The sequence below is a fragment of the Alkaliphilus flagellatus genome, assembly GCF_018919215.1.
Taxonomy (GTDB): domain Bacteria; phylum Bacillota; class Clostridia; order Peptostreptococcales; family Natronincolaceae; genus Alkaliphilus_B; species Alkaliphilus_B flagellatus.
The window spans coordinates 1-20,234 of sequence record NZ_JAHLQK010000004.1; the positions used below are offsets into that span (position 1 = coordinate 1).

Annotated in this window: 16 protein-coding genes, 1 rRNA gene and 1 other annotated feature; of the genes, 2 read left to right on the top strand and 15 right to left on the bottom strand. The window is 31.4% G+C overall.

Annotation, left to right across the window (positions count from 1 at the left end):
- The 5 genes from KQI88_RS10170 to KQI88_RS10190 all read right to left on the bottom strand — a co-directional run.
- Nucleotides 1–74, bottom strand: a 16S ribosomal RNA gene (locus KQI88_RS10170); the annotation flags it as partial.
- Nucleotides 75–655: 581 nt separating this feature from the next.
- Nucleotides 656–1,564: a bifunctional enoyl-CoA hydratase/phosphate acetyltransferase gene (locus KQI88_RS10175; protein ID WP_216417005.1), complete on the bottom strand. Its 909-nt coding sequence runs from the start codon at nt 1,562–1,564 to the stop codon at nt 656–658.
- Nucleotides 1,565–1,689: 125 nt separating this feature from the next.
- Complete coding sequence (locus KQI88_RS10180) at nt 1,690–2,829, bottom strand: tetratricopeptide repeat protein (RefSeq protein WP_216417007.1); 1,140 nt, start codon at nt 2,827–2,829, stop codon at nt 1,690–1,692.
- Nucleotides 2,830–2,843: 14 nt separating this feature from the next.
- Complete coding sequence (locus KQI88_RS10185) at nt 2,844–3,608, bottom strand: hypothetical protein (RefSeq protein WP_216417009.1); 765 nt, start codon at nt 3,606–3,608, stop codon at nt 2,844–2,846.
- 16 nt (nt 3,609–3,624) lie between these two features.
- On the bottom strand, nt 3,625–5,394 hold the full coding sequence (locus KQI88_RS10190; protein ID WP_216417011.1) for a B12-binding domain-containing radical SAM protein: 1,770 nt from the start codon (nt 5,392–5,394) through the stop codon (nt 3,625–3,627).
- Between the two features lie 249 nt (nt 5,395–5,643).
- Here KQI88_RS10190 and KQI88_RS10195 point away from each other — a divergent pair, with 249 nt between their 5' ends.
- Nucleotides 5,644–6,231 (top strand): zinc dependent phospholipase C family protein, encoded by a 588-nt coding sequence (locus KQI88_RS10195; RefSeq protein WP_216417013.1) that lies wholly within the window; start codon nt 5,644–5,646, stop codon nt 6,229–6,231.
- A gap of 179 nt (nt 6,232–6,410) precedes the next feature.
- Nucleotides 6,411–6,611 carry a hypothetical protein gene (locus tag KQI88_RS10200; protein WP_212377250.1) on the top strand — a complete coding sequence of 67 codons (201 nt, stop codon included), beginning with the start codon at nt 6,411–6,413 and terminating at the stop codon, nt 6,609–6,611.
- An 11-nt stretch (nt 6,612–6,622) separates the two neighbouring features.
- Here the strand turns inward: KQI88_RS10200 and KQI88_RS10205 are convergent, their stop codons facing one another.
- From KQI88_RS10205 to KQI88_RS10250, 10 genes are all read right to left on the bottom strand, one after another.
- Nucleotides 6,623–7,780 (bottom strand): hypothetical protein, encoded by a 1,158-nt coding sequence (locus KQI88_RS10205; RefSeq protein WP_216417016.1) that lies wholly within the window; start codon nt 7,778–7,780, stop codon nt 6,623–6,625.
- Nucleotides 7,781–7,894: 114 nt separating this feature from the next.
- Entirely contained in the window at nt 7,895–9,595 is a 1,701-nt protein-coding gene (gene argS / locus KQI88_RS10210; RefSeq protein WP_246579249.1) for an arginine--tRNA ligase, read from the bottom strand.
- Nucleotides 9,596–9,652: 57 nt separating this feature from the next.
- Nucleotides 9,653–9,866: a binding site (T-box leader), on the bottom strand.
- Between the two features lie 169 nt (nt 9,867–10,035).
- Nucleotides 10,036–10,491, bottom strand: a complete 456-nt coding sequence (locus tag KQI88_RS10215) for a DUF523 domain-containing protein (RefSeq protein ID WP_216417017.1) — start codon at nt 10,489–10,491, stop codon at nt 10,036–10,038.
- 26 nt (nt 10,492–10,517) lie between these two features.
- Complete coding sequence (locus KQI88_RS10220) at nt 10,518–12,890, bottom strand: endonuclease MutS2 (RefSeq protein ID WP_216417020.1); 2,373 nt, start codon at nt 12,888–12,890, stop codon at nt 10,518–10,520.
- A 260-nt stretch (nt 12,891–13,150) separates the two neighbouring features.
- A complete protein-coding gene (locus KQI88_RS10225; RefSeq protein WP_216417021.1) occupies nt 13,151–13,528 on the bottom strand; it encodes a hypothetical protein in 378 nt (125 codons plus the stop codon).
- A 178-nt stretch (nt 13,529–13,706) separates the two neighbouring features.
- Nucleotides 13,707–15,515, bottom strand: a complete 1,809-nt coding sequence (gene typA, locus KQI88_RS10230) for a translational GTPase TypA (protein WP_216417023.1) — start codon at nt 15,513–15,515, stop codon at nt 13,707–13,709.
- A gap of 188 nt (nt 15,516–15,703) precedes the next feature.
- Nucleotides 15,704–16,489 (bottom strand): L,D-transpeptidase family protein, encoded by a 786-nt coding sequence (locus KQI88_RS10235; RefSeq protein WP_216417025.1) that lies wholly within the window; start codon nt 16,487–16,489, stop codon nt 15,704–15,706.
- A gap of 79 nt (nt 16,490–16,568) precedes the next feature.
- Entirely contained in the window at nt 16,569–18,176 is a 1,608-nt protein-coding gene (locus KQI88_RS10240; RefSeq protein ID WP_216417027.1) for an NAD(P)/FAD-dependent oxidoreductase, read from the bottom strand.
- A gap of 35 nt (nt 18,177–18,211) precedes the next feature.
- Nucleotides 18,212–19,450 carry a BaiN/RdsA family NAD(P)/FAD-dependent oxidoreductase gene (locus KQI88_RS10245; protein ID WP_330656184.1) on the bottom strand — a complete coding sequence of 413 codons (1,239 nt, stop codon included), beginning with the start codon at nt 19,448–19,450 and terminating at the stop codon, nt 18,212–18,214.
- A gap of 204 nt (nt 19,451–19,654) precedes the next feature.
- Nucleotides 19,655–20,215 carry a rubrerythrin family protein gene (locus KQI88_RS10250; protein ID WP_216417032.1) on the bottom strand — a complete coding sequence of 187 codons (561 nt, stop codon included), beginning with the start codon at nt 20,213–20,215 and terminating at the stop codon, nt 19,655–19,657.
- Between the last annotated feature and the right edge of the window lie 19 nt (nt 20,216–20,234).

The window sequence follows — 20,234 nt, forward strand, 5'->3', positions numbered from 1 at the left end:
TAACTCCGCTCGACTTGCATGTGTTAGGCACGCCGCCAGCGTTCATCCTGAGCCAGGATCAAACTCTTAAAATAAAAATGCTCGAATTTTTGGGTTCCATTTAAACAAATTAATATTTAATGGAAACTCAGCTTTTCGCTGAGAAGGCATCTTACACAAAATCATAGATTTCGGCAATCTACCCTTGCTGGCTTAATCTATACTGTTTAGTTTTCAAAGACCTCTTTAAGGGCTTATGCCCCATCGCCTTGTTGCGGCGACTTATTTAATATATCACATCTGAAACATTATGTCAATACCTTTTTTGATTTTTAATTTTCATCGTTTCAAAACTTCAAATTGTCGAAAACAGCTTTTATAGCATATCATTTTCACTTCATAATGTCAATATGTTTTCAAATTTCTTTTTTAAACTATCTTGCATCACTTGAATTAAGTGACAACTTAAGATAATATATCATATGTTTTTATTTGTGTCAATTTGTTTTATGCATTTTACTAATAGGGGTTTGGGATGGTTAGTTCTAATAGTTCACTAATATAGTTTATAAAAAAAATCATATTTTATACATATATATATAAATAAAAATATATTATATTTTAAAAAGATACAGCTAGACTATAATATCTAGCTGTATTGTCTAACCCCTGTTTCCTATTGATTGGCTGCAATAACACTACCTAAAGCTATTGAGTATAACTTTGTTTCAGCAGAATCAGCTCTAGAAACTAAAACTACTGGAGCCTTTGCTCCCATAATAATACCTGCTGATTTTCCATCTGCCATATAGGTTAAGGCCTTTCCAATTCCATTGCCAACCTCAATTGTTGGTACTAGTAATATGTCAGTTTCACCAGCTACTGGGCTTTCAAAACCTTTAGTAGTAGCAGCTTCTTTAGATACTGCCAAATCAAACGCTATAGGTCCTTCTACATAAACTTCTTTTCCAAATATTCCTTCTTGAGCCATTGCTTTTAACTTAGCACCATCAACAGTAGAAGGCATCTTTTTATTTACTTTTTCCTTTGCAGATAAACAAGCTACTTTTGTATCTTTATTACCTAACGCCTTAGATACTAGTATAGCATTATCTAGTATAACTTTTTTATCTTCTAGAGACGGTTCAATATTCATTCCTCCGTCTGTAAGTAGAAGTAACTTATGATAAGCTGGCAGCTCGTATACCATTACATGGCTTAATAAATTATTGGTTCTTAGTCCAACTTCCTTATTCAGTACAGCTTTTAATAAAATTGATGTATCTAATATACCCTTCATAACAAAATCAGCTTTTCCAGTAGAAACTAATTTAACGGTTTCTAGAGCAGCCTCCATTAAATCTTCCTTATGAATTATTGTAAATGAATCTATTTTTATGTTTAGCTCTCTAGCAATTTCTTTTATTTTAGGCTCATCTCCAACTAATATAACATCTACCAAATTAAGCTTATGTGCTTCTTCAACCGCCTTCAATACATCTTTATCTTGAGCCGCTGCAACTGCTATCTTCATTTTATTCTGGCTTTGCGCCTGTTTAATTAATTGTTCTAATTTATCAATCATCGTATCACCCCATAATTTAAAATATATCTTAAGCATATTCAATAAATTAATTCTACAAGCTTTACCCTTTTCCTGCTTTTTCAAAAAATTTAAACATTTTGCTCTCAATAAAATAATCGCTAAAATTAGCGATTATTTTTTAGTAAAGCATTTAATTGTTCACTACATGCCTTTGTAATTTCATCTTCATTATTTAGGGCTAAAGAAGTATCTAAATATTCCTTCGCCTTCACTAAGTCTCCTATTTCCATATGGACCATAGCTAGATTACATAATATCTCACTATTTTGTCCACCAATATGTAAAGCTCTTTCAAAGCATTCTATAGACTGACTGTGGTACCCTATGCTTCCATAACATAGTCCTAACTCAACTATAGTATCTAATTGATTTTCTTCCAATTGAAGAACTTTATCAAAGTACCCAATAGCATCTTCATACTTTAACAATTGTCTATAAGCTAAACCAATAAAGAATAGAAGATTCCACCAGTTTGAATATCTCTCTTCTAGTTCTAATAATAAAATGAGTCCTTCCTGGGGCCTTCCACTTAAAACTGCTTCGTATCCTCTTTCATATTTAGCCTGATCTTCTATTTCTAAAAGCATTTGATTTACTTCATTACTAAGATCTACATTTGTATCAAGTTTTAAGTATCTCTCCCAGTATAGCTTTGCTTTATTAAATTGTTTATTATCAGAATATAAAAATCCTAGATGATAATAAGCTAGTGAAAAATTTTCATCAATATCTAAAATTGTTTCGAAGCATAGGATAGATTCCTTTTTAAAAACACTTTGTACTTTAGACTTATTATTAAGATGCTCACTAGAATATTTAAGTAAAGTAAGCCCATAGTTAAATATATAGTATATATTTTTATCATTTAACAGAAGTAGGGCTTTTAAAAATATAATACTTTCTATCATTTTACCTTCATCTGCAAATTTAATAGCTTCAAAATTAATATAATCTTCAATATCTGAATTAACTGCATATAGAAATTTAATATATTCATCCCTATATTTAAAATCAGAATCTACACCAAGCAAGTAGACCATACCTCTTACTATTCCATTAGCTGTAATCACTTTATCTTCTTCCTTGGTTTTTATATTGTTCGCAAGTTCTGTAGTTAATAATGGAACGAATAGACCTTCCTCAGGAACTACATAATCTTTTACTTGTATTGCCTCAGAACTCAATTGAACAAAGGATAAATCCTCTGTTCTTTTGCGAATATATGGCTCTATTAAAAATTTCATTATACCCCTCTTTTCTAAAACTCTCTCATAAATAATCTTTTTCTCCTATTACTAGTACTTAATGTTTCAAATAAGTAAGCTCTATAAATCATAAAATAAGAAAACCAAACTTGTACTATAAAATATGCAAGTAGGCCTCTAATTGAAGTAAACATTGTGCTAAACGATATAAAATAGTTGAACACATTCGATATAATTCCAAATATATTTATATATCCACCTGTAATAAAGTAAAAAATCACTAATAAAATTATATTTGGAACAAACCACTCTATCCAATTATCTTTTACAAAATTAATTGTATAAGTAACTGTCTCCCACGGTCCATAATATTTCTGATATGTAGTTTCGGGTATTGGATTAAAAAATATAAATGTTAAAAAGGCAATAATTAAACTAAAAGCACTAGGACCTATACTGCTTACAATCATTGGTGAAATAAAACCTATAATTAGATTTGCCACATAGCCTATAAACAAAATAGACCAAACCTTCCTTAAATACGGTGCAAATCCATCTTTAAAATCTTGAAAATTAAAGTATCCTCTATTCAATATTGTGTTTAAAAGGTATAGATAATTTGAAATTAATGCACTAGTAGCGATAATCCACACTAAACCGCCTAATATCCAGAAAGCACTTAAACTCATTAATAAAATAATAGTAGCAATAGAGTAAAATAATCCGGTAAAAATTATGGGCCAATTTTTAGCCATGCTCATTAAAGCTTTTTTTGATATACTACGATTAGTATAAAAAAGATCTCTTAATATTTCCATTTCTATATCACCATCCTTATTCATCAAAGTTTATTTTATAGTACTTACAATCTTCCAATGCCTTGCTTTCTATCTGATAATCAAATAAAACAATTACCTGTTTTTCTTCTATGCTGTCAATTTTGTATTTAACCCTATCTATTATTGTAACATCCACATTAAATGGCTCAAAATGCACTTGTTTTATAATCTGCTTAGCAGGTATATCTTCATAAAGCGGTAAGTATGTCTTTACATTTTTAGTACTTTGTAAAAACTCATGACATTTATTTTTGAATCCATCTATCTCTACTCTGTTAAATATCGAAGGCAAGAAAGATGATTTTGTATTTTTTAAGAAATCTAGTTTTAGAACCTCCTTAAATATTTCAACTCCATTAAACTTGTTCCAACTATAAAATTGAGCAAGTATTTCATATAATTTATTTTTACTGTGAGAAATATGATGATGTCCTTGGGCTTGCCAGTACTTCCATAGCTCCTCAAAAAATTTAAAGCTACTTGAATAAAAATTGTTAATAATAAGCTCTATACTATTATTAAATATACCCGAATTCCAATATATCTCCACCATTTCTTCTAATCCCTTTAATCTAATTATATCACCATATGAGAGCCAAGTGGTTTCCATTACCTCGTATGGTGGATAATCTGAATAGACGTATCCATATTCCCCAGCCCTGTTTCTCAAACCAGAACCCTTAAGTAATTTTAAAAATCCAATTTGAAGTTTTTCAGGTCTAAGTGCGAACACATCATCAAATGACTTTCTAAAAGAGAAATAATCTTCTTCAGGAAGCCCTACTATTAAATCTAAGTGCTGATGTATGTTTTTACTTTGTGAAATTCTTCTAACCACTTCACTTAGCCTTCCAAAGTCTACGTGTCGATCGATAATATTAAGTGTCTTCTCATTAGTAGATTGTACTCCTATTTCAAACTGGAATAATCCTACAGGTACTGTGCTTAAAAAAGTCAATATATCATCATCTAGAAGATCAGCAGTAACTTCAAAATGGAAATTTGTTTTTCCTCTATGATATTCTAAAATGAAATTCATAATCTCCATTGCATAGGATTTTTTAGCATTGAATGTTCTATCAACAAATTTTACTTGTCTTACTCCTTGATCAATAAAATATTTAATTTCATTTTTTACTCGTTCTATAGGTAAAAATCTAACCCCCGAGATAGATGATGATAGACAATACTGACAGTTAAAAGGGCAACCTCTTGAGCTTTCATAATAAACAATCTTATCTGCATCTAAACTTTCTCCAGTATAAGGAAATGGTAAATCTTCCATTGAAGGTAGAGTTTTTTTCGACTCTGTAAATACCACTTGCCCTCTTGCTCTGAAAGCGATACCTTCCACTAAAGAATAATCATGATTATTCTTTAATGCTAACATAAGTTGTCTAAATGTATCCTCTCCTTCTCCAATAACAACAATATCAATTGCATCGTTTTCTTCCATTAGGATAGCAGTATCAAAAGAAACCTCGGGCCCACCTAAAACTATCATTACTTCTGGCATAATCTTTTTTATATGTTTAGTTATGTAGTCAATCATGTCCATATTCCATATATAACATGAGAAACAGAGGATATCTGGACTATAATTATAAATCTCTCTTATAATGTAATCCATACTATTATTAATGGTAAACTCCTTTATTTTAATATCATCAGTGTCTATTATATCAATTACTGACTTTTCTAAATAACGTACAGCTAAGTTTGTATGAATATACTTGGCATTTAGTGCTGTTAGTAATACTTTCATTTTCTACCTTCTTTCCTATACCAATATAATCTATTTACTATATAAATAATCTATTTTTCTGTCAATGATATTTTCTGTTTTTAATTATAGCATATATTTCATTTTTTTACATAAACATAAAGTCTCTATAATCAACAGAAAAACAAGTTAATTATTTGTAACAATTATAATATTATTGACAATTCCATTGTATTTGATAAGCATTTTCATTATAATAGTAACATCAGAATAATGAAAGGTGGTCCTATATTGCTTGCTCAAACACACAAAATTATTTCCGAACATGTTCATCAAAATATTAAAGAAGTACTTGGTGTGGATTTAAATAAACTCAGTTTAATTTATGGAAGTATAAAGCCAGATATCGCATATAGTTTGGCTAAAATGGATCATTTTAAACCACAGTCCTTTAACTTTGTTTGTAATGAAATCAACGAATTATCAAATTATGATTTCCAATCTAATAAAGACTTTATAAAGCTAATTTCAACTCGTATAGGCGTAACAACACATTTTATTTCCGACTTTTTTTGTGTTCCTCATAATGACCGTACGACCTATAAAAATCATTTTATTAATCATGTAAAATATGAAAATAAACTTCATAAATTATTTAAAACCTTTGATGAGAAGATTGAAATATCAAAGGACTATTTTAACATAAGTAATGATTGTGCTGATTCTATCAAAACGCTTATCGATGATCTACATGGACAATACCAGAAAAGAGGCGAAAGTCTTTTGAATGATACAAAAAGTTCCATACATGTTTCATCCATAGTTGGACTTTTCATAGTCTATAATGCATTAAATAATAGGATGATTCAAGTAGCATAAGGATTCTCTAATGAAAGCAGCTTTGCTGCTTTTTTTATATATTGATATTAATACTGATCTAAAAGGCTTAATTTTCTGTAGAAACTTGAAGGTTTTTCATTATTTTTGTAGAATAAAGTAATTAGAGACAATACAATAACTATACACACTATGTTGTTTAACAGAAAGGGGAATCTATTATGGAGGAATTTTCCAAAATATCGTTTCAAGAAATCTCTAAAAGAGACATGTTAATAATAATTAAAGCCCTAGAATATACTGGAGAAAACACAAAAATTCCTTCTTTTATTGAATTAAAAGATAGTATAGTAAAGCAATTAAGTACATTGGCTAATTCTACAGAAGAAGAATTCCTTGAGTATTTACAAGAATTTAGATAAAATCAAGACAGTTAAAAACTGTCTTGATTTTTTTGAATAATAAATTTATACTCACCACTTTTACTCTCCACAGTTAACTCAATATAATTACTAAATTGTACTTTATCCTTAATTCTAATATTATTTAAAAGAGGATGCTTTAACATTGCTCCTTTGTTTAAGCTAAATAGATCTATTTCATTATCTCTCTTTTCAAAAAGTATTCTACCAACTTCATATTCTCTTAATTTAAATACATATTCTCCCATGCTTCTAATAAAACTAATATCTTTTATTTGATTAATTACTATTTTATCTGCCTGTTTTATTAATGCTAAAAGTCCATATGTAATAGCATACACTTCTTTTTCTTTGCATTTCAAGAGATTAGACATATATCCTATATCTGTATGTATATTTAAAAGATTATTTAGAGATGTAATTAATATATTCTTGCTATCATAAGTATCAAAACTATAAGTATCACTATCTTTTAGTCTATCTAAATCAATCAAATAATTTATCTTTTCTTGTTCAAACCTAATCTTATAGTTACTTGGTAATTGTCCATTAACATACTCTTCTAACTCTAGCAGTTGTAGATGTATCAAATAATTTTTAAGCTCATCAATTAATTGTTTCTTTTCAATCAATTTGTTCTTAATTAAAAAAAAGATTGTCTTAAGCAATAGGAGTCCTGTTAATACTACTTGTGGATGCCTGTTGATATAAATGATGTTTTTATAAACTTCCTCTTGAGCTGCATTAAAGTTTTTATTGGCTAAGGCTATTGGAATAATTCTCGAAAAAGCCTCGCCCCTTTTATCATTCCAGTAAAAATCATCTTTATAATACTGGTTTCCCAATTTTAATTTATATATGTAATTTAAAGGCGTACCATATCTGTAATATTTCCATAACTTAATTTCTTCTATCATCCTTTTGTAATCTATTAAAACATGTCTGTTATCTTTATTATCCACAAGACATTTACAATTAATTAGCATTAATTGAGTAATATAGCTCCATTGTCCTGTATCAGCCTTCAATTTCAAATCTTCACTATATGAATAACTAAATGGATGTAATCCCTCATTATTACTATTATTATCATTTTGTTTTAAAAATCCTACAGCGTCTCCATAAGCCACGTAAGCGAGTATATCGATATTTTTATTATTTGCTTCCAACTCATCCCCTCCTAAAAGCCACCTATAGACATAGTATCTAATTTGAAAAATATATACAAGTTTCATAATTAGCAAAGCAGCCAATCTCATTAATGAGTTGACTGCTCCTGTTAACTACATTCTTTCCGGTGCTTTAATTCCTAATAAGCCTAATCCTATACTTAATACTTCTTTAACTACAAAAACTACGGTCAATCTTGCTTTCTTTAATTCTTCATCTTCTACTAAAATTGGATGATCATGATAGAAACGATTAAAGGCCTGTGCCACATCAATAATATGTCTTGTGATAATAGATGGTTCATTTTTTCTTTGAGCATCTTTAATAACCTCTGGGAATTGCTGAACCTTTTTTAACACTTCTAAAGTTATATCATCAACTAGCAATTCTGATTTAAAGTTATTATCTACATTAATCTCTGCTCTTCTTAATACACTAGATGCTCTAGCATGGGTATATTGCACATATGGACCAGTTTCACCTTCAAAGTTTAAAACTTTATCCCAAGTAAATGTATAGTCTTTTATTCTATTATTGGATAACTCTTGGAATACAACAGCCCCTATTCCTACTTGTGCAGCTATTTCATCAAGATTATCTATATTAGGATTCTTCTCATTTATAATTTCTCTAGTTTGTTCAACTGCCTTATTTAATACATCCTCTAAAAATACTACTCTACCCTTTCTTGTAGACATAGTTCCTTCCTCAAGACTTACCATGCCAAATGGTACATGTACACAATCATCTGCCCACTCGTAGCCCATAAGCTCCAATATCTTTTTCCATTGCTGGAAATGAAGATTTTGTTGCGAACCAACAACATATATGTTTTTATAGAAATCATAGGTTTCTTTTCGATAAATTGCTGCTGCAAGGTCTCTAGTAATATATAAGGTAGAACCATCTCTCTTTCTAATTAAAGCGGGAGGCATTCCAAACTCTTCTAAGTCTACTATATCAGCACCGTTAGATTTTTGCAGAATATCTTTTTCCTCCATGGTTTTTACTACACCTGGCATTTTATCTGAATAGAAACTCTCTCCTGCATATGAATCAAAAGTAATGTTTAACATATTATAAACTCTACTAAACTCATCTAGGCTTACTTCTCTAAACCATTGCCAAAGTTTTATAGCTTCTTCGTCTCCATCTTCCAGTTTCTTAAACCATTCTCTACTTTCATCCTCAAGTTGTGGATTTTTCTCTGCCTCTTCATGGAATTGAACATATAATTTAAGAAGTGTAGGTATTGGTTTAGCTTTTACTTCTTCTTCGTCTCCCCAATTTTTAAAGGCTACAATTAACTTCCCAAATTGAGTTCCATAATCTCCTAAATGATTAATCGCAATAGTATTGAATCCTAAAAATTTGTATATTTTATATAAGGAATTACCTATTACAGTTGTTCTAATATGACCTATATGGAAAGGTTTCGCTATGTTTGGTGAAGAAAATTCTACAATAACATTTTTGCCATTACCCATTAAACTACTACCATAGGTCTCCTTTTTAAGCAAAACTTCCTCAATAACAGCCTTTATAAAATATTGTTTATCTATAAAAAAGTTTAAATAGCCTCCAGCAGCTTCAACACTTTTTATAAATTCTTCTTTATCTAAATTTTGAGCAATATCATTGGCTATAACATTTGGAGCCTTTCTAAAAACCTTAGCTAATCTAAAGCAAGGAAATGCAAAATCACCCATTTCAGAGTTTGGTGGAATCTCTATCATTGTTAAAATTTCTTCTTCATTAAGTTCTGGAATGTTTTTTCCTAATACTTCACTTAGTTTCTTTTTAAAATCAATCATTAAAAATCCTCCTTTAAATCTTTTTATTACAAAAACAAAAACTCCCGCCCCTATAACTATAGAGACGAGAGAGTATTCCCGTGTTACCACTCTTATTGGCATCAAATAAAATGCCCTCTTTTGCTCCCTTTAACGGTGGAAAGCCGTCATACCCTACTAATTTCAGGTAGATTCTCAAAGGTGCGCTTCAATGTAAGTAAGTATCAGACTTCCACCAACTCTGACTCGCTTAAACAATCCTTACATTTACTTTCCTCATCATAGAAATTTCTCTTCCTTTTCAAATTAATATATCATATATCTTTTCCTGTTACAATGGGTTTATTCATTAATCTATTCTATTTTTTATTTAATGTGATAGTTCCTGTACTTGTATTTAATTTAAAGTATCCTTCACCAGATAAGTGAGTTCCTTTTAAAATTCCCTATAAACACTATTGTTAAAGATTTTCCAAAAAATCTTCATCGCTATAAACTTCTATTCCCTCTGTCTTTAGTAGGGCGGTTGTTACCCCGTCACCCTTGGTTAAATTGCCAGTAAAGGTTCCATCGTAAATTTTTCCCACACCACAGGAAGGGCTTCTGGATTTTAAAATTGCCTTTGTGATTCCCAAGCTCTTAGCAATTTTTAAAGTTTCATAGGCTCCTTTAATAAAATCTTCAGTTACATCTATACCATCATTTCTTATTACCTTGGCACGTCCATTAAGTACATCTTTTCCATCTCCCCCTTGAATCTCCGCTGGAAGACGGGGAGTTGAAAGACCTCCCAACTGTTCAGGACAAACAGGAACAATACCTTTACCATTAAAATACCTAATTATTTCATCTTTAGAATTATTTTTACCATTATATTTGCAATTGACCCCCAATAAACAAGCACTAATTAATATCATCATATTCACCTCTTCTTTTAGTGCACTTATTTAAGCTGCACAATTGTTACTCCAGCTCCACCTTCACCATATGCACCTTCTCTATAGCTTTTAACATGCTTATGTTTTTTTAACATTTGTTTAAGTCCCGCACTTAGTACTCCAGTACCAACACCATGAATTATTGTAACATGGGTTAAACCTGCAATATAGCTATCATCTAAATACTTATCTACCTCGAGCATTGCTTCTTCAAGATTTTGTCCCCTTACATCCACTTCTGTCTTTATATTTTTTGCCTTTGACTTAACTATTTTACCAGTGCCTGTTTTCTTTGTTTCTTTTTCCTCTTTAGTTCTCTCTAGATTAGATACATGCATATTAACCTTCATAATTCCCACTTGAACTTGAACTTCGCCATTTTCATCTTCTGGTGAAATAATGTATCCTGTTTGATTTAAAGATAATATACTAACCATTTCTCCAACCTTTAAATTTTTAGGTGGCTTCTTATTAGTTTTAACTATTAGCTGCTCACCCATACCCTCTGCAAGCTTATTCATTTTACCAGAAATACTTTTCTTTGCTTCCTCAATTTTTCGATTCATTTCTTTATCTTCTAACTCTATACGTAAGGATTTTAAATTGTCCACAATTTCATCTGCATCCAGTTTTGCTTGTTTAATAATTTTATATGCCTCTTTTTTAGCTTCTTTAATAACCTGTTCTCTCTGTATTTCAAGTTGTTGTTTTTTATCAAAAAACTCTTCTCTTAACTTTTGAGTTTCCATTCTAAGTCTTGTAGCTTCATCCTTTTCTCTTTCTGCCGTGGTTCTATTCCTCTCAATATTTTGTAATAAATCTTCGAAGTGAATATCCTCCCCAGTCAATAATTCCTTTGCCCTATCAATTAAGAAATCTGAAAGTCCAAGTTTCCTTGAGATCTCAAATGCATTAGATTTTCCCGGTACCCCTATTAAGAGTTTATAGGTTGGACTTAAAGTTTCCACATCAAATTCAACAGAAGCGTTTTCTACTCCTTCGTTGGATAAAGCATATTGCTTTAATTCACTATAGTGGGTAGTAGCTACTGCAGTTGCTCTCATTTCTCTTAAATGATTCAAAATGGCCATAGCAAGGGCTGCACCTTCCGTTGGGTCTGTACCTGCACCTAACTCGTCAAATAGCACTAGAGAATTTCTGGTTACATTTTCCATTATGCCAACAATATTAGTCATATGGGAGGAAAATGTACTTAAGCTTTGTTCTATACTTTGCTCATCTCCAATATCAGCAAAAACCTGTTCAAAAATAGCTAGCCTAGTACCATAATCCGCCGGAACATGTAATCCACTTTGTGCCATTAGGGTTAGTAATCCTAATGTCTTCAAAGTTACTGTCTTTCCTCCTGTATTGGGTCCAGTAATAACAAGTATATGGAAGTCCTCTCCAAGCCAAATACTATTAGGCACTACTTCACTGGCCTTTAGCAAAGGATGTCTACCATTTTTTATCATTATTTCCCCATTTGTATTTAATTCAGGTTCGACAGCCTTCATCTCAATAGAAAGCTTACCTTTAGCAAAAATAAAGTCTAGTTCTTTTAAAATTTTTTGATTAGACCTTATATCCTCAGCTCTTTCAGCTATCATTGCAGCAATTTCCATTAAAATTCTTTCTATTTCAACCCGTTCTTTAATTTTTAATTCCTTTAACTGATTGTTAAGCTCCACCACAGCCATAGGTTCAATAAACAATGTTGCTCCACTGGAGGATTGATCATGAACTAGTCCAGGTATACTCCCTCTATGCTCCTGCTTTACAGGTACTACATAACGGTCCTGCCTCATTGTAATAATAGCATCCTGTAAATATTTTTGGTTAGATGATGAAGTAATAATACTATTTAGTTTATTTCTAATAGCATCATTTTTGGAAGCAATTTGTCTACGTATATATTTAAGTTCAGAACTTGCATTGTCTGATATTTCTACATCACTAACAATGCATAACTCTATTTTATCTTCAATTTCCTTTAAGGAGGTAAGACTTTGTGCTAATCCTTGAATAATAGGATATTTAATCTCTCTATTATCTTCCTTCAAAAATGCTTTAAGTCTCCTAGCTACAGCTACAGTATCCTTTAAATGCAATAGTTGGCCAGGGTCCAAATAGGAACCGATTTCTGTCCTTCTAACATATTGCAAAACATCGTTTATTCCTCCTAAAGGTACGTTACCCCGCTGTATTAATATGCTTTGTGCCTCACTGGTCTCATTCTGCCATTTTATAATTTTATTAAAATCTACTATAGGTCGAAGTTCTTGTACCTTTTCTTTTCCTAAAGTAGAAGTACATTTTTCTTCAAGTCCTTCAATTATCTTTGTGTATTCCAAAACCCTCAAACTTCTTTCATTCACTAGAGCCACCTCATTACTTTTAAAATGAATTATTTATTTATTATTAACATTAAAATTATTATCGATATTAGTTAAAATTAATTAATCTTTTTCATTGTATCATATTATATTTTTATATTTTATTCAACTATTTTCCATATAAACCTATTGATATTATTGATTTTTTCTCAATAATTGCCTGAAATTCGATAAATCTTAGTTGAAAATTTACATATAAAAGGTGCCCTACTATGATTAATGGCACCTTTATATACTACTTACTAATTATTAATACCCGTAATACTGCCTCCAAACTGATGAAATATTTTCTTTGTCTGTTCTACTTCTTCATCACCGATTTCTGCAACCACTTTATAATTGTAACCAGCAATCTCTTCGAATCCTGCCATACCACTTACCATAGGACTAGCTGCAAGTAATGGAGCTTTTGTGCTATCTGTAAATCCTAAATTTCCTGAGCCTAAGACTAAATTTGAAAGATTTGGTGCTGTTTCTGTTCCCGCAATATTTCTTTCCACATTTCTATCGGGAAAATTATCATTTAAATCTAAAAAAGCATTGTTTAAACCTGATTCTTTAAGCAAATCAACTGCCTCATTTGCATTTTTTAAGTTATCAAAATAACCTTCAATTCTCATACAGATTCCTCCTAACATTTCTATATTAATAAAAATATTTAATTAAAATAGGATTTTAATATGTATGTATAGCTTTTGGAATTTAAACTACTATTATTCTATGTTACTAAAAATAAAAAACGAACCCTATGGATAGGATTCATTTTTTATACAGATTTCAATTAATAGTTTTTTATTATTATTTCTTTTGAGACTTTTGTCGTGAGTTTTTGTCTAAGATTTTTTTACGAAGTCTAATACTTTTAGGAGTAATTTCTACTAATTCATCGTCAGCAATAAATTCTAAGGATTGCTCCAATGAAAATATAATAGGTGGTGTAAGTCTTAATGAGTCTTCTGAACCTGATGCACGCATATTAGTTAATTGCTTTTTCTTGCATACATTTACCGCTATATCTTCTAGTCTTGAGCTTTCCCCAACTATCATACCTTCATATACATCTGTACCAGGACTAATAAACATCTTTCCTCTTTCCTGAGCACCGCTAATACCATATCCTGCAGCTGTTCCACTTTCAAAAGCGATAAGAGATCCTCTATTTCTAGCACGAATTTCCCCTTTGTATTTATCATAGCCATCAAATAAATGATGGAAGATTCCATATCCCTTTGTATCTGTTAAGAACTCTGATCTATATCCAATTAAACCTCTAGCAGGGATTCTAAATTGAAGCTTCATTATACCTGTACCTGTTGGCTCCATGTTTAACATTTCACCTTTTCTTATACTTATTTTTTCAATAACAACACTTGAAGACTCCTCTGGAACCTCGACATATAATATTTCTATTGGCTCTAATAGTCCTTCTTCCGTTTTCTTCATAATTACTTCTGGTCTTGAAACTGCAAATTCATAACCTTCTCTACGCATAGTTTCAATTAAAATTGATATATGCAATTCTCCTCTACCAAGAATCTTAAAGCAATCTGAAGAAATTTCCTCCATTTTCATAGCAACATTTGATAATAGTTCTCTTTCAAGTCTATCTTTTAGATGTCTGCTTGTTACATAGTCTCCTTCTCTACCTGCAAATGGACTATCATTTACCATAAAATTCATGGAAATCGTTGGATCATCAATTTTAACTGAAGGTAAAGCTTCCACTTTATCTGTAGAGCAAAGAGTCTCACCTATATTTATATCAGCAATACCAGATACGGCTATAATCTCTCCAACAGTAGCTTTCTCACACTCAACTCTATTTAAACCTTCGTATGTGTATAGATTGCTAATTTTAACATTAACTTGCTTATCATTCGCCCTAACTAAAACTGCACCTTGCCCTCTATTAATTGTTCCTCTAGTTATCTTACCAATTCCTATTCTACCAATATACTTATCATAATCAATAGATGTTATTAGAAGCTGAAGGCCGTCATTTTCATCTCCTTTAGGGCAAGGAATATGTTCTAAAATACTGTCAAATAGTGGAGTCATATCCTCTCCTTCATCTTCAATATTTAATTTTGCATACCCACTTTTGCCTGAAGCATATATTACTGGAAATTCTAACTGATCATCGTCTGCTTCCAATTCTATAAATAAATCTAAAACTTCATCAATAACTTCTGTAGGTCTAGCCTCTGGTCTATCAATTTTATTTACTACAACTATTGGTCTTAATCCTGTTTTTAAAGCTTTTTGCAGTACAAATCTAGTTTGGGGCATAGGACCTTCAGATGCATCTACAAGTAGAAGTACTCCATCAACCATGTTCATAATACGTTCTACTTCTCCACCGAAGTCTGCATGGCCCGGTGTGTCTACAATATTGATTTTTACATCTTTATAATGGATTGCAGTATTTTTAGAAAGAATAGTGATTCCCCGTTCTCTTTCTAAGGAGTTAGAGTCCATTACCCTTTCCTCTACAACTTCATTGCTACGAAAAGTTCCACTTTTCTTTAGCATTTGATCTACTAAAGTAGTCTTACCATGATCAACGTGTGCAATAATTGCAATATTTCTAATATCATTTCTTTTCATCTTATTTCAACTTCTTCCTATATAAGTGTAGTATGGTATATTCCACAATGAATTCGTATCTTATTTGCCTAAAAAATAACCATAAAAAAAATTTTATCATAAATAGAACTATACTGCAATCAACTTTATATTAACTTGCCCATATTTGCACAAAACTATAGTTAGTAAAAGTAAAAAAACCGCTCAAATTATTGAGCGGTTTTAAGATAACTTTCCTGATTTACTCCCCAATCTTTAAATTTTGTATCTGTACCTATCCAAATTGGAATATTAATCTGAATAATTTCAAATAATTCCTCAACATCGGCATTTATCATACGTACACAACCTAAAGAAACATTAGTTCCAATAGAATATGGGGCATTATTTCCATGGATACCATACATACCTCCTCCGCCATAAGAAATACCTATCCACCTTTTGCCTAACGGATTATCTGGAGCACCACCTTTTGCAGATTTCTCTTTATAGTTCCATGAAGGATTGATAGTTTTTCTCACTATAGTAAACTTACCTTCAGGGGTGAGCCCAGAATCTTTACCTTGTGCAATTGGATATTTTTTTATAACATCCTTTCCTTTATACAAGGTTAATATCCTTTTAGTTTTATTCACTGTTATCCAGTGTTTATTGGAAGGTGGATTTGTTACTGTATCTGTGTATTTATACTCACTCTCTAGCATCCTCTTTAGCATTGCACCTTTAGTTTGCCTACCAATAGAACCATCTACAGTTAGATTGTGTTCACTTTGAAATCTTAATATAGCATTTCTATTATCCAACTGAGCATTTTTATATTCTCCTTTGTTAAATCCTAATTTTTTTAATACCTCACTATAATCCATTTCTAAGCTTATCACTTTCTGTATATGGGTTTTGACAGCATTATTTATAATATTTACATCTATTTTGGGTGTGTTTGGTGTTACTATCATAGTAGATAGGATTAAGCCTGATACAATAGATTTAAGCATAAAATCACCTCCCGCTATATCTATTAATATATCTTTTTGGTCATTTTTATGATTATTTACAATAAAAAACCTACCTTTATTAAAAAGATAGATTTTTTATTGAAGCATATTTTTCAGATATAGCTTCTGCTACTTTTATACCATCTACTGCGGCAGAAATAATTCCCCCAGCATATCCTGCTCCTTCACCGGAAGGATATATTCCCTCAATATTACTCTCAAGATTTATACCTCTCACAATTCTGATTGGAGATGAGCTTCTTGTTTCAACTCCAGTCATTATTGCATCCTTCATACCGAAACCATTTAACCTTTTATCTAATTCTAGTAAGGCTTCTTTAAAGGCCTCTACTACATATGTTGGTAGACAATTTCTTAAATCCGTAAGATTAATTCCTGGTGTATAGGATGAATTTACTTTCCCCAAGGATGTTGATGGTATATCCTCTAAAAAATCTCCCACTAGCTGAGCTGGAGCACAATAATTATTTCCACCTTCTTTAAAAGCCCTCTGCTCCCACTTTCGCTGATAATACATTCCAGCTAAAGGATGTTCACTTTCAAAATCCTCTGGCCCTATACCTACAAGCAATGCACTATTAGCATTTTCTTTATTTCTTGCATGCTCGCTCATTCCATTAGTAACAACACCACCTTCTTCCGATGCTGCAGCTACTACAGTACCTCCTGGACACATACAAAAAGTATAGACAGATCTCTCATTTTTACAATGATGAACAAGTTTATAATCTGCAGCACCTAAGCGAGGATGACTAGCAAAGGTACCATATTGACTTTCATTAATCATTTTCTGAGGATGTTCTATACGTACACCTATAGAAAATGGTTTTTGATGAATTTCTAATCCATTTTCATATATCATTTCAAATGTATCCCTTGCACTATGACCAACAGCTAATACAACTGCTTCTCCCTTAACTATACTCTCATTGTTAACCTTTACTCCTGTAATTTTCTCATCTTCTATTATAAAATCTGTGACCTTACTTTCAAAATGCACTTCTCCTCCTAGAGAAATTATCTTTTTTCTAATGTTCTTAACAACACATTGTAAAATATCAGTTCCAACATGGGGCTTGCTAGCATATAAAATTTCTTTTGGCGCACCAGCTTCGATAAATTCTTCGAGTACTTTTCTGCACCTTGGATCCTTAATTTGAGTTGTTAATTTACCATCTGAAAACGTACCTGCCCCACCTTCACCAAACTGAACATTGGAGTCCTTAATAAAATTCCCTGTTGTCCAAAAATGATTTACATCCTTTGCCCTTTCTTCTACATCTTTTCCTCGTTCTAACACAATAGGGCAATAACCCATTTCTGCCAATATAAGTGCCGCAAATAATCCAGCAGGCCCAGATCCGATTATTATAGGTGGATTTGTAAGTTTAGCATTTCCCTTATGCACATATTTATAATCCATGTTAGGAGTAATTGTTATATCTTTAGACTTAGAATTTTTAATTATTTTATCCTCATTTTTTATACTTACATCTATCGTATATACAAAATAAAGTTGATCTCGTTTTCTAGCATCGACTGATTCTTTATAAATTCTGTAATCTATCAGATCAGTCTCACTAATATTTAACTTTTTCAGCAATGTCTTTTTTAAATCTGCCTCATTTTGATTAATTGTAATTTTGATTCCTGCTACCCGTAACATATGTATTCTTCCTTCCTATAACTTAAGTTGCACTATTACATCGAAGCTTCGTTTCCAGCCACATAGCCAGAAGACCATGCCCATTGCAAGTTAAATCCTCCACAATCCCCATCTACATCCAAAAGTTCACCAGCAAAATATATTCCTGGAATAATCTTTGATTGTAAGGTATCTGGACAAATTTCTTTTAGGTCCACACCACCAGCAGTTACCTGAGAATGCATCCAAGATTGTGATCCTATAATATCAAATTGCCATGCTTTCAATAAGGAAACAATTTTTTCTATTTCTTTGTTAGATATTTCCAAACAGGCTCTATTTAGATCATAAATATTTGATACCTTTAAAATTATAGGAATAAGCCTTTTATTTATTAACCCTATAAAGCTAAAATCAAGAGGACGGTCGTATTGATAAGATAATCTAAGACTTATTAAATTTAAAAGTTCTTCATAAGTAAAGTTAGGAAACATATCTATTTCAATTATAGGCTGTTGTTTATTTTCAAGAGCTTCTACAGCATTTCTGCTAAGCTGTAGTATCGGAGGACCTGAAATACCATATTCAGTAAATAATAGTTCCCCTTCTTCCCTTCTTAAAATATTACCATCTAAAATAACAGAAGCTGCACCATTAAATTTTATACCTTTAATAGATTTTAAAAAGGGTGCCTCTAACTTTAATTGCACTAAAGCCGGAAAAGGATTAACAACACTGTGCCCTAAATTTCTTGCTAATTTATAGCCACTACCATTTGAACCTAAATTAGGACTAGACATTCCTCCAGTTGCTATAATAACTTTATCTGCTTTATATTCTACTCCATTACTATCAATAAGAATAAATTCCTGTTTTGATTGTTTAATTTTATCTATTTCAATATCACATATTACTTCTATACTTAGTTTGTCTAACTCATATCTTAATACATCTAAAACACTCGAAGCTTGATCTGACATAGGAAATACCTTTCCATCGTTCTCAACCTTATGAGCAATTCCTAAAATTTCAAAGAAGTTTATAGTTTCATCCACAGTGAATTTTTTCAAGATACCACCGGCAAACTTTTTATTACTGCCATGAATGCACTTTAGATTACTTTCGCTTAATCCAATATTTGTAATATTACATCTCCCATTCCCTGTTGCTAATAACTTTTTACCAACTCTATTCATTCTTTCATATATTACTACTTTAGCCCCATTTCTTGAAGCTACTATTGCCGCCATCATACCAGCAGCGCCTCCACCGATAATTGCAACTTCTCTTTGCATAAACATTAAACCCCTTTACGATATCTAAACATATTAATTTAAGATTTTCTATTTGTGCTAATTATATATAATAATATTATTTACTTCAACTGTATGTTTAATTACATATTATCTATAACAAAAGAAACAAGTATGATAACCTATTTACTTAAAGCCATCATACTTGTTAAATATAATTTTTTATTGTATATAGCGTATCTACTATTAAGCTGGAAAATCCTTATACATTTCCTGTTTAGCGCCACAAACTGGACATTTTTCTGGTAGATGCTCAGCTACAGTATGTCCACAAATAGGACAAACATAAATAGTTCCAATATCCATATCCTTACCCTGTCTTGCCATGTCTTGAGCATCTTGAAATAACTTTGCATGGATCTTTTCTGCTTCTAAGGCATAATGAAATGCTCTTTCAGCTCCCTTTTCATTTTGAAAGCGCGCTGTTTCTAAATATACTGGGTACATTTGTTCAATTTCATGGAGTTCTCCATCAATTCCACCTTGTAAATTTTCTACTGTTGTACCTACACCAAATACAGCCCCAGCTGCTACTGTATAATCACCTTTTTGATCGTCTAATACTTTAAAGTGATTGTCTGCATGAGCATATTCGGCATATGCAATCGCCCTAAAAAGTCTACCAATATTAGGCATACCTTCCTTATCTGCTACATCGCCCCAAATTAAATATCTCATATGAGCCATACTTTCTCCACCGTAGGCAGAGCGCAAGAAATCTGCAGTCATTGCATTATTTACTGACATATGTAAAACCTCCTTTTAT

Coding starts and splice junctions, on each gene's coding strand:
- KQI88_RS10245 (WP_330656184.1), bottom strand. CDS start 19,450: ATGCAAAGAGAAGTTGCAATTATCGGTGGAGGCGCTGCTGGTATGATG.
- KQI88_RS10235 (WP_216417025.1), bottom strand. CDS start 16,489: ATGCTTAAATCTATTGTATCAGGCTTAATCCTATCTACTATGATAGTA.
- KQI88_RS10175 (WP_216417005.1), bottom strand. CDS start 1,564: ATGATTGATAAATTAGAACAATTAATTAAACAGGCGCAAAGCCAGAAT.
- KQI88_RS10240 (WP_216417027.1), bottom strand. CDS start 18,176: ATGTTACGGGTAGCAGGAATCAAAATTACAATTAATCAAAATGAGGCA.
- KQI88_RS10250 (WP_216417032.1), bottom strand. CDS start 20,215: ATGTCAGTAAATAATGCAATGACTGCAGATTTCTTGCGCTCTGCCTAC.
- KQI88_RS10180 (WP_216417007.1), bottom strand. CDS start 2,829: ATGAAATTTTTAATAGAGCCATATATTCGCAAAAGAACAGAGGATTTA.
- KQI88_RS10215 (WP_216417017.1), bottom strand. CDS start 10,491: ATGATATTAATTAGTGCTTGTTTATTGGGGGTCAATTGCAAATATAAT.
- KQI88_RS10190 (WP_216417011.1), bottom strand. CDS start 5,394: ATGAAAGTATTACTAACAGCACTAAATGCCAAGTATATTCATACAAAC.
- KQI88_RS10225 (WP_216417021.1), bottom strand. CDS start 13,528: ATGAGAATTGAAGGTTATTTTGATAACTTAAAAAATGCAAATGAGGCA.
- argS (WP_246579249.1), bottom strand. CDS start 9,595: ATGATTGATTTTAAAAAGAAACTAAGTGAAGTATTAGGAAAAAACATT.
- KQI88_RS10185 (WP_216417009.1), bottom strand. CDS start 3,608: ATGGAAATATTAAGAGATCTTTTTTATACTAATCGTAGTATATCAAAA.
- typA (WP_216417023.1), bottom strand. CDS start 15,515: ATGAAAAGAAATGATATTAGAAATATTGCAATTATTGCACACGTTGAT.
- KQI88_RS10200 (WP_212377250.1), top strand. CDS start 6,411: ATGGAGGAATTTTCCAAAATATCGTTTCAAGAAATCTCTAAAAGAGAC.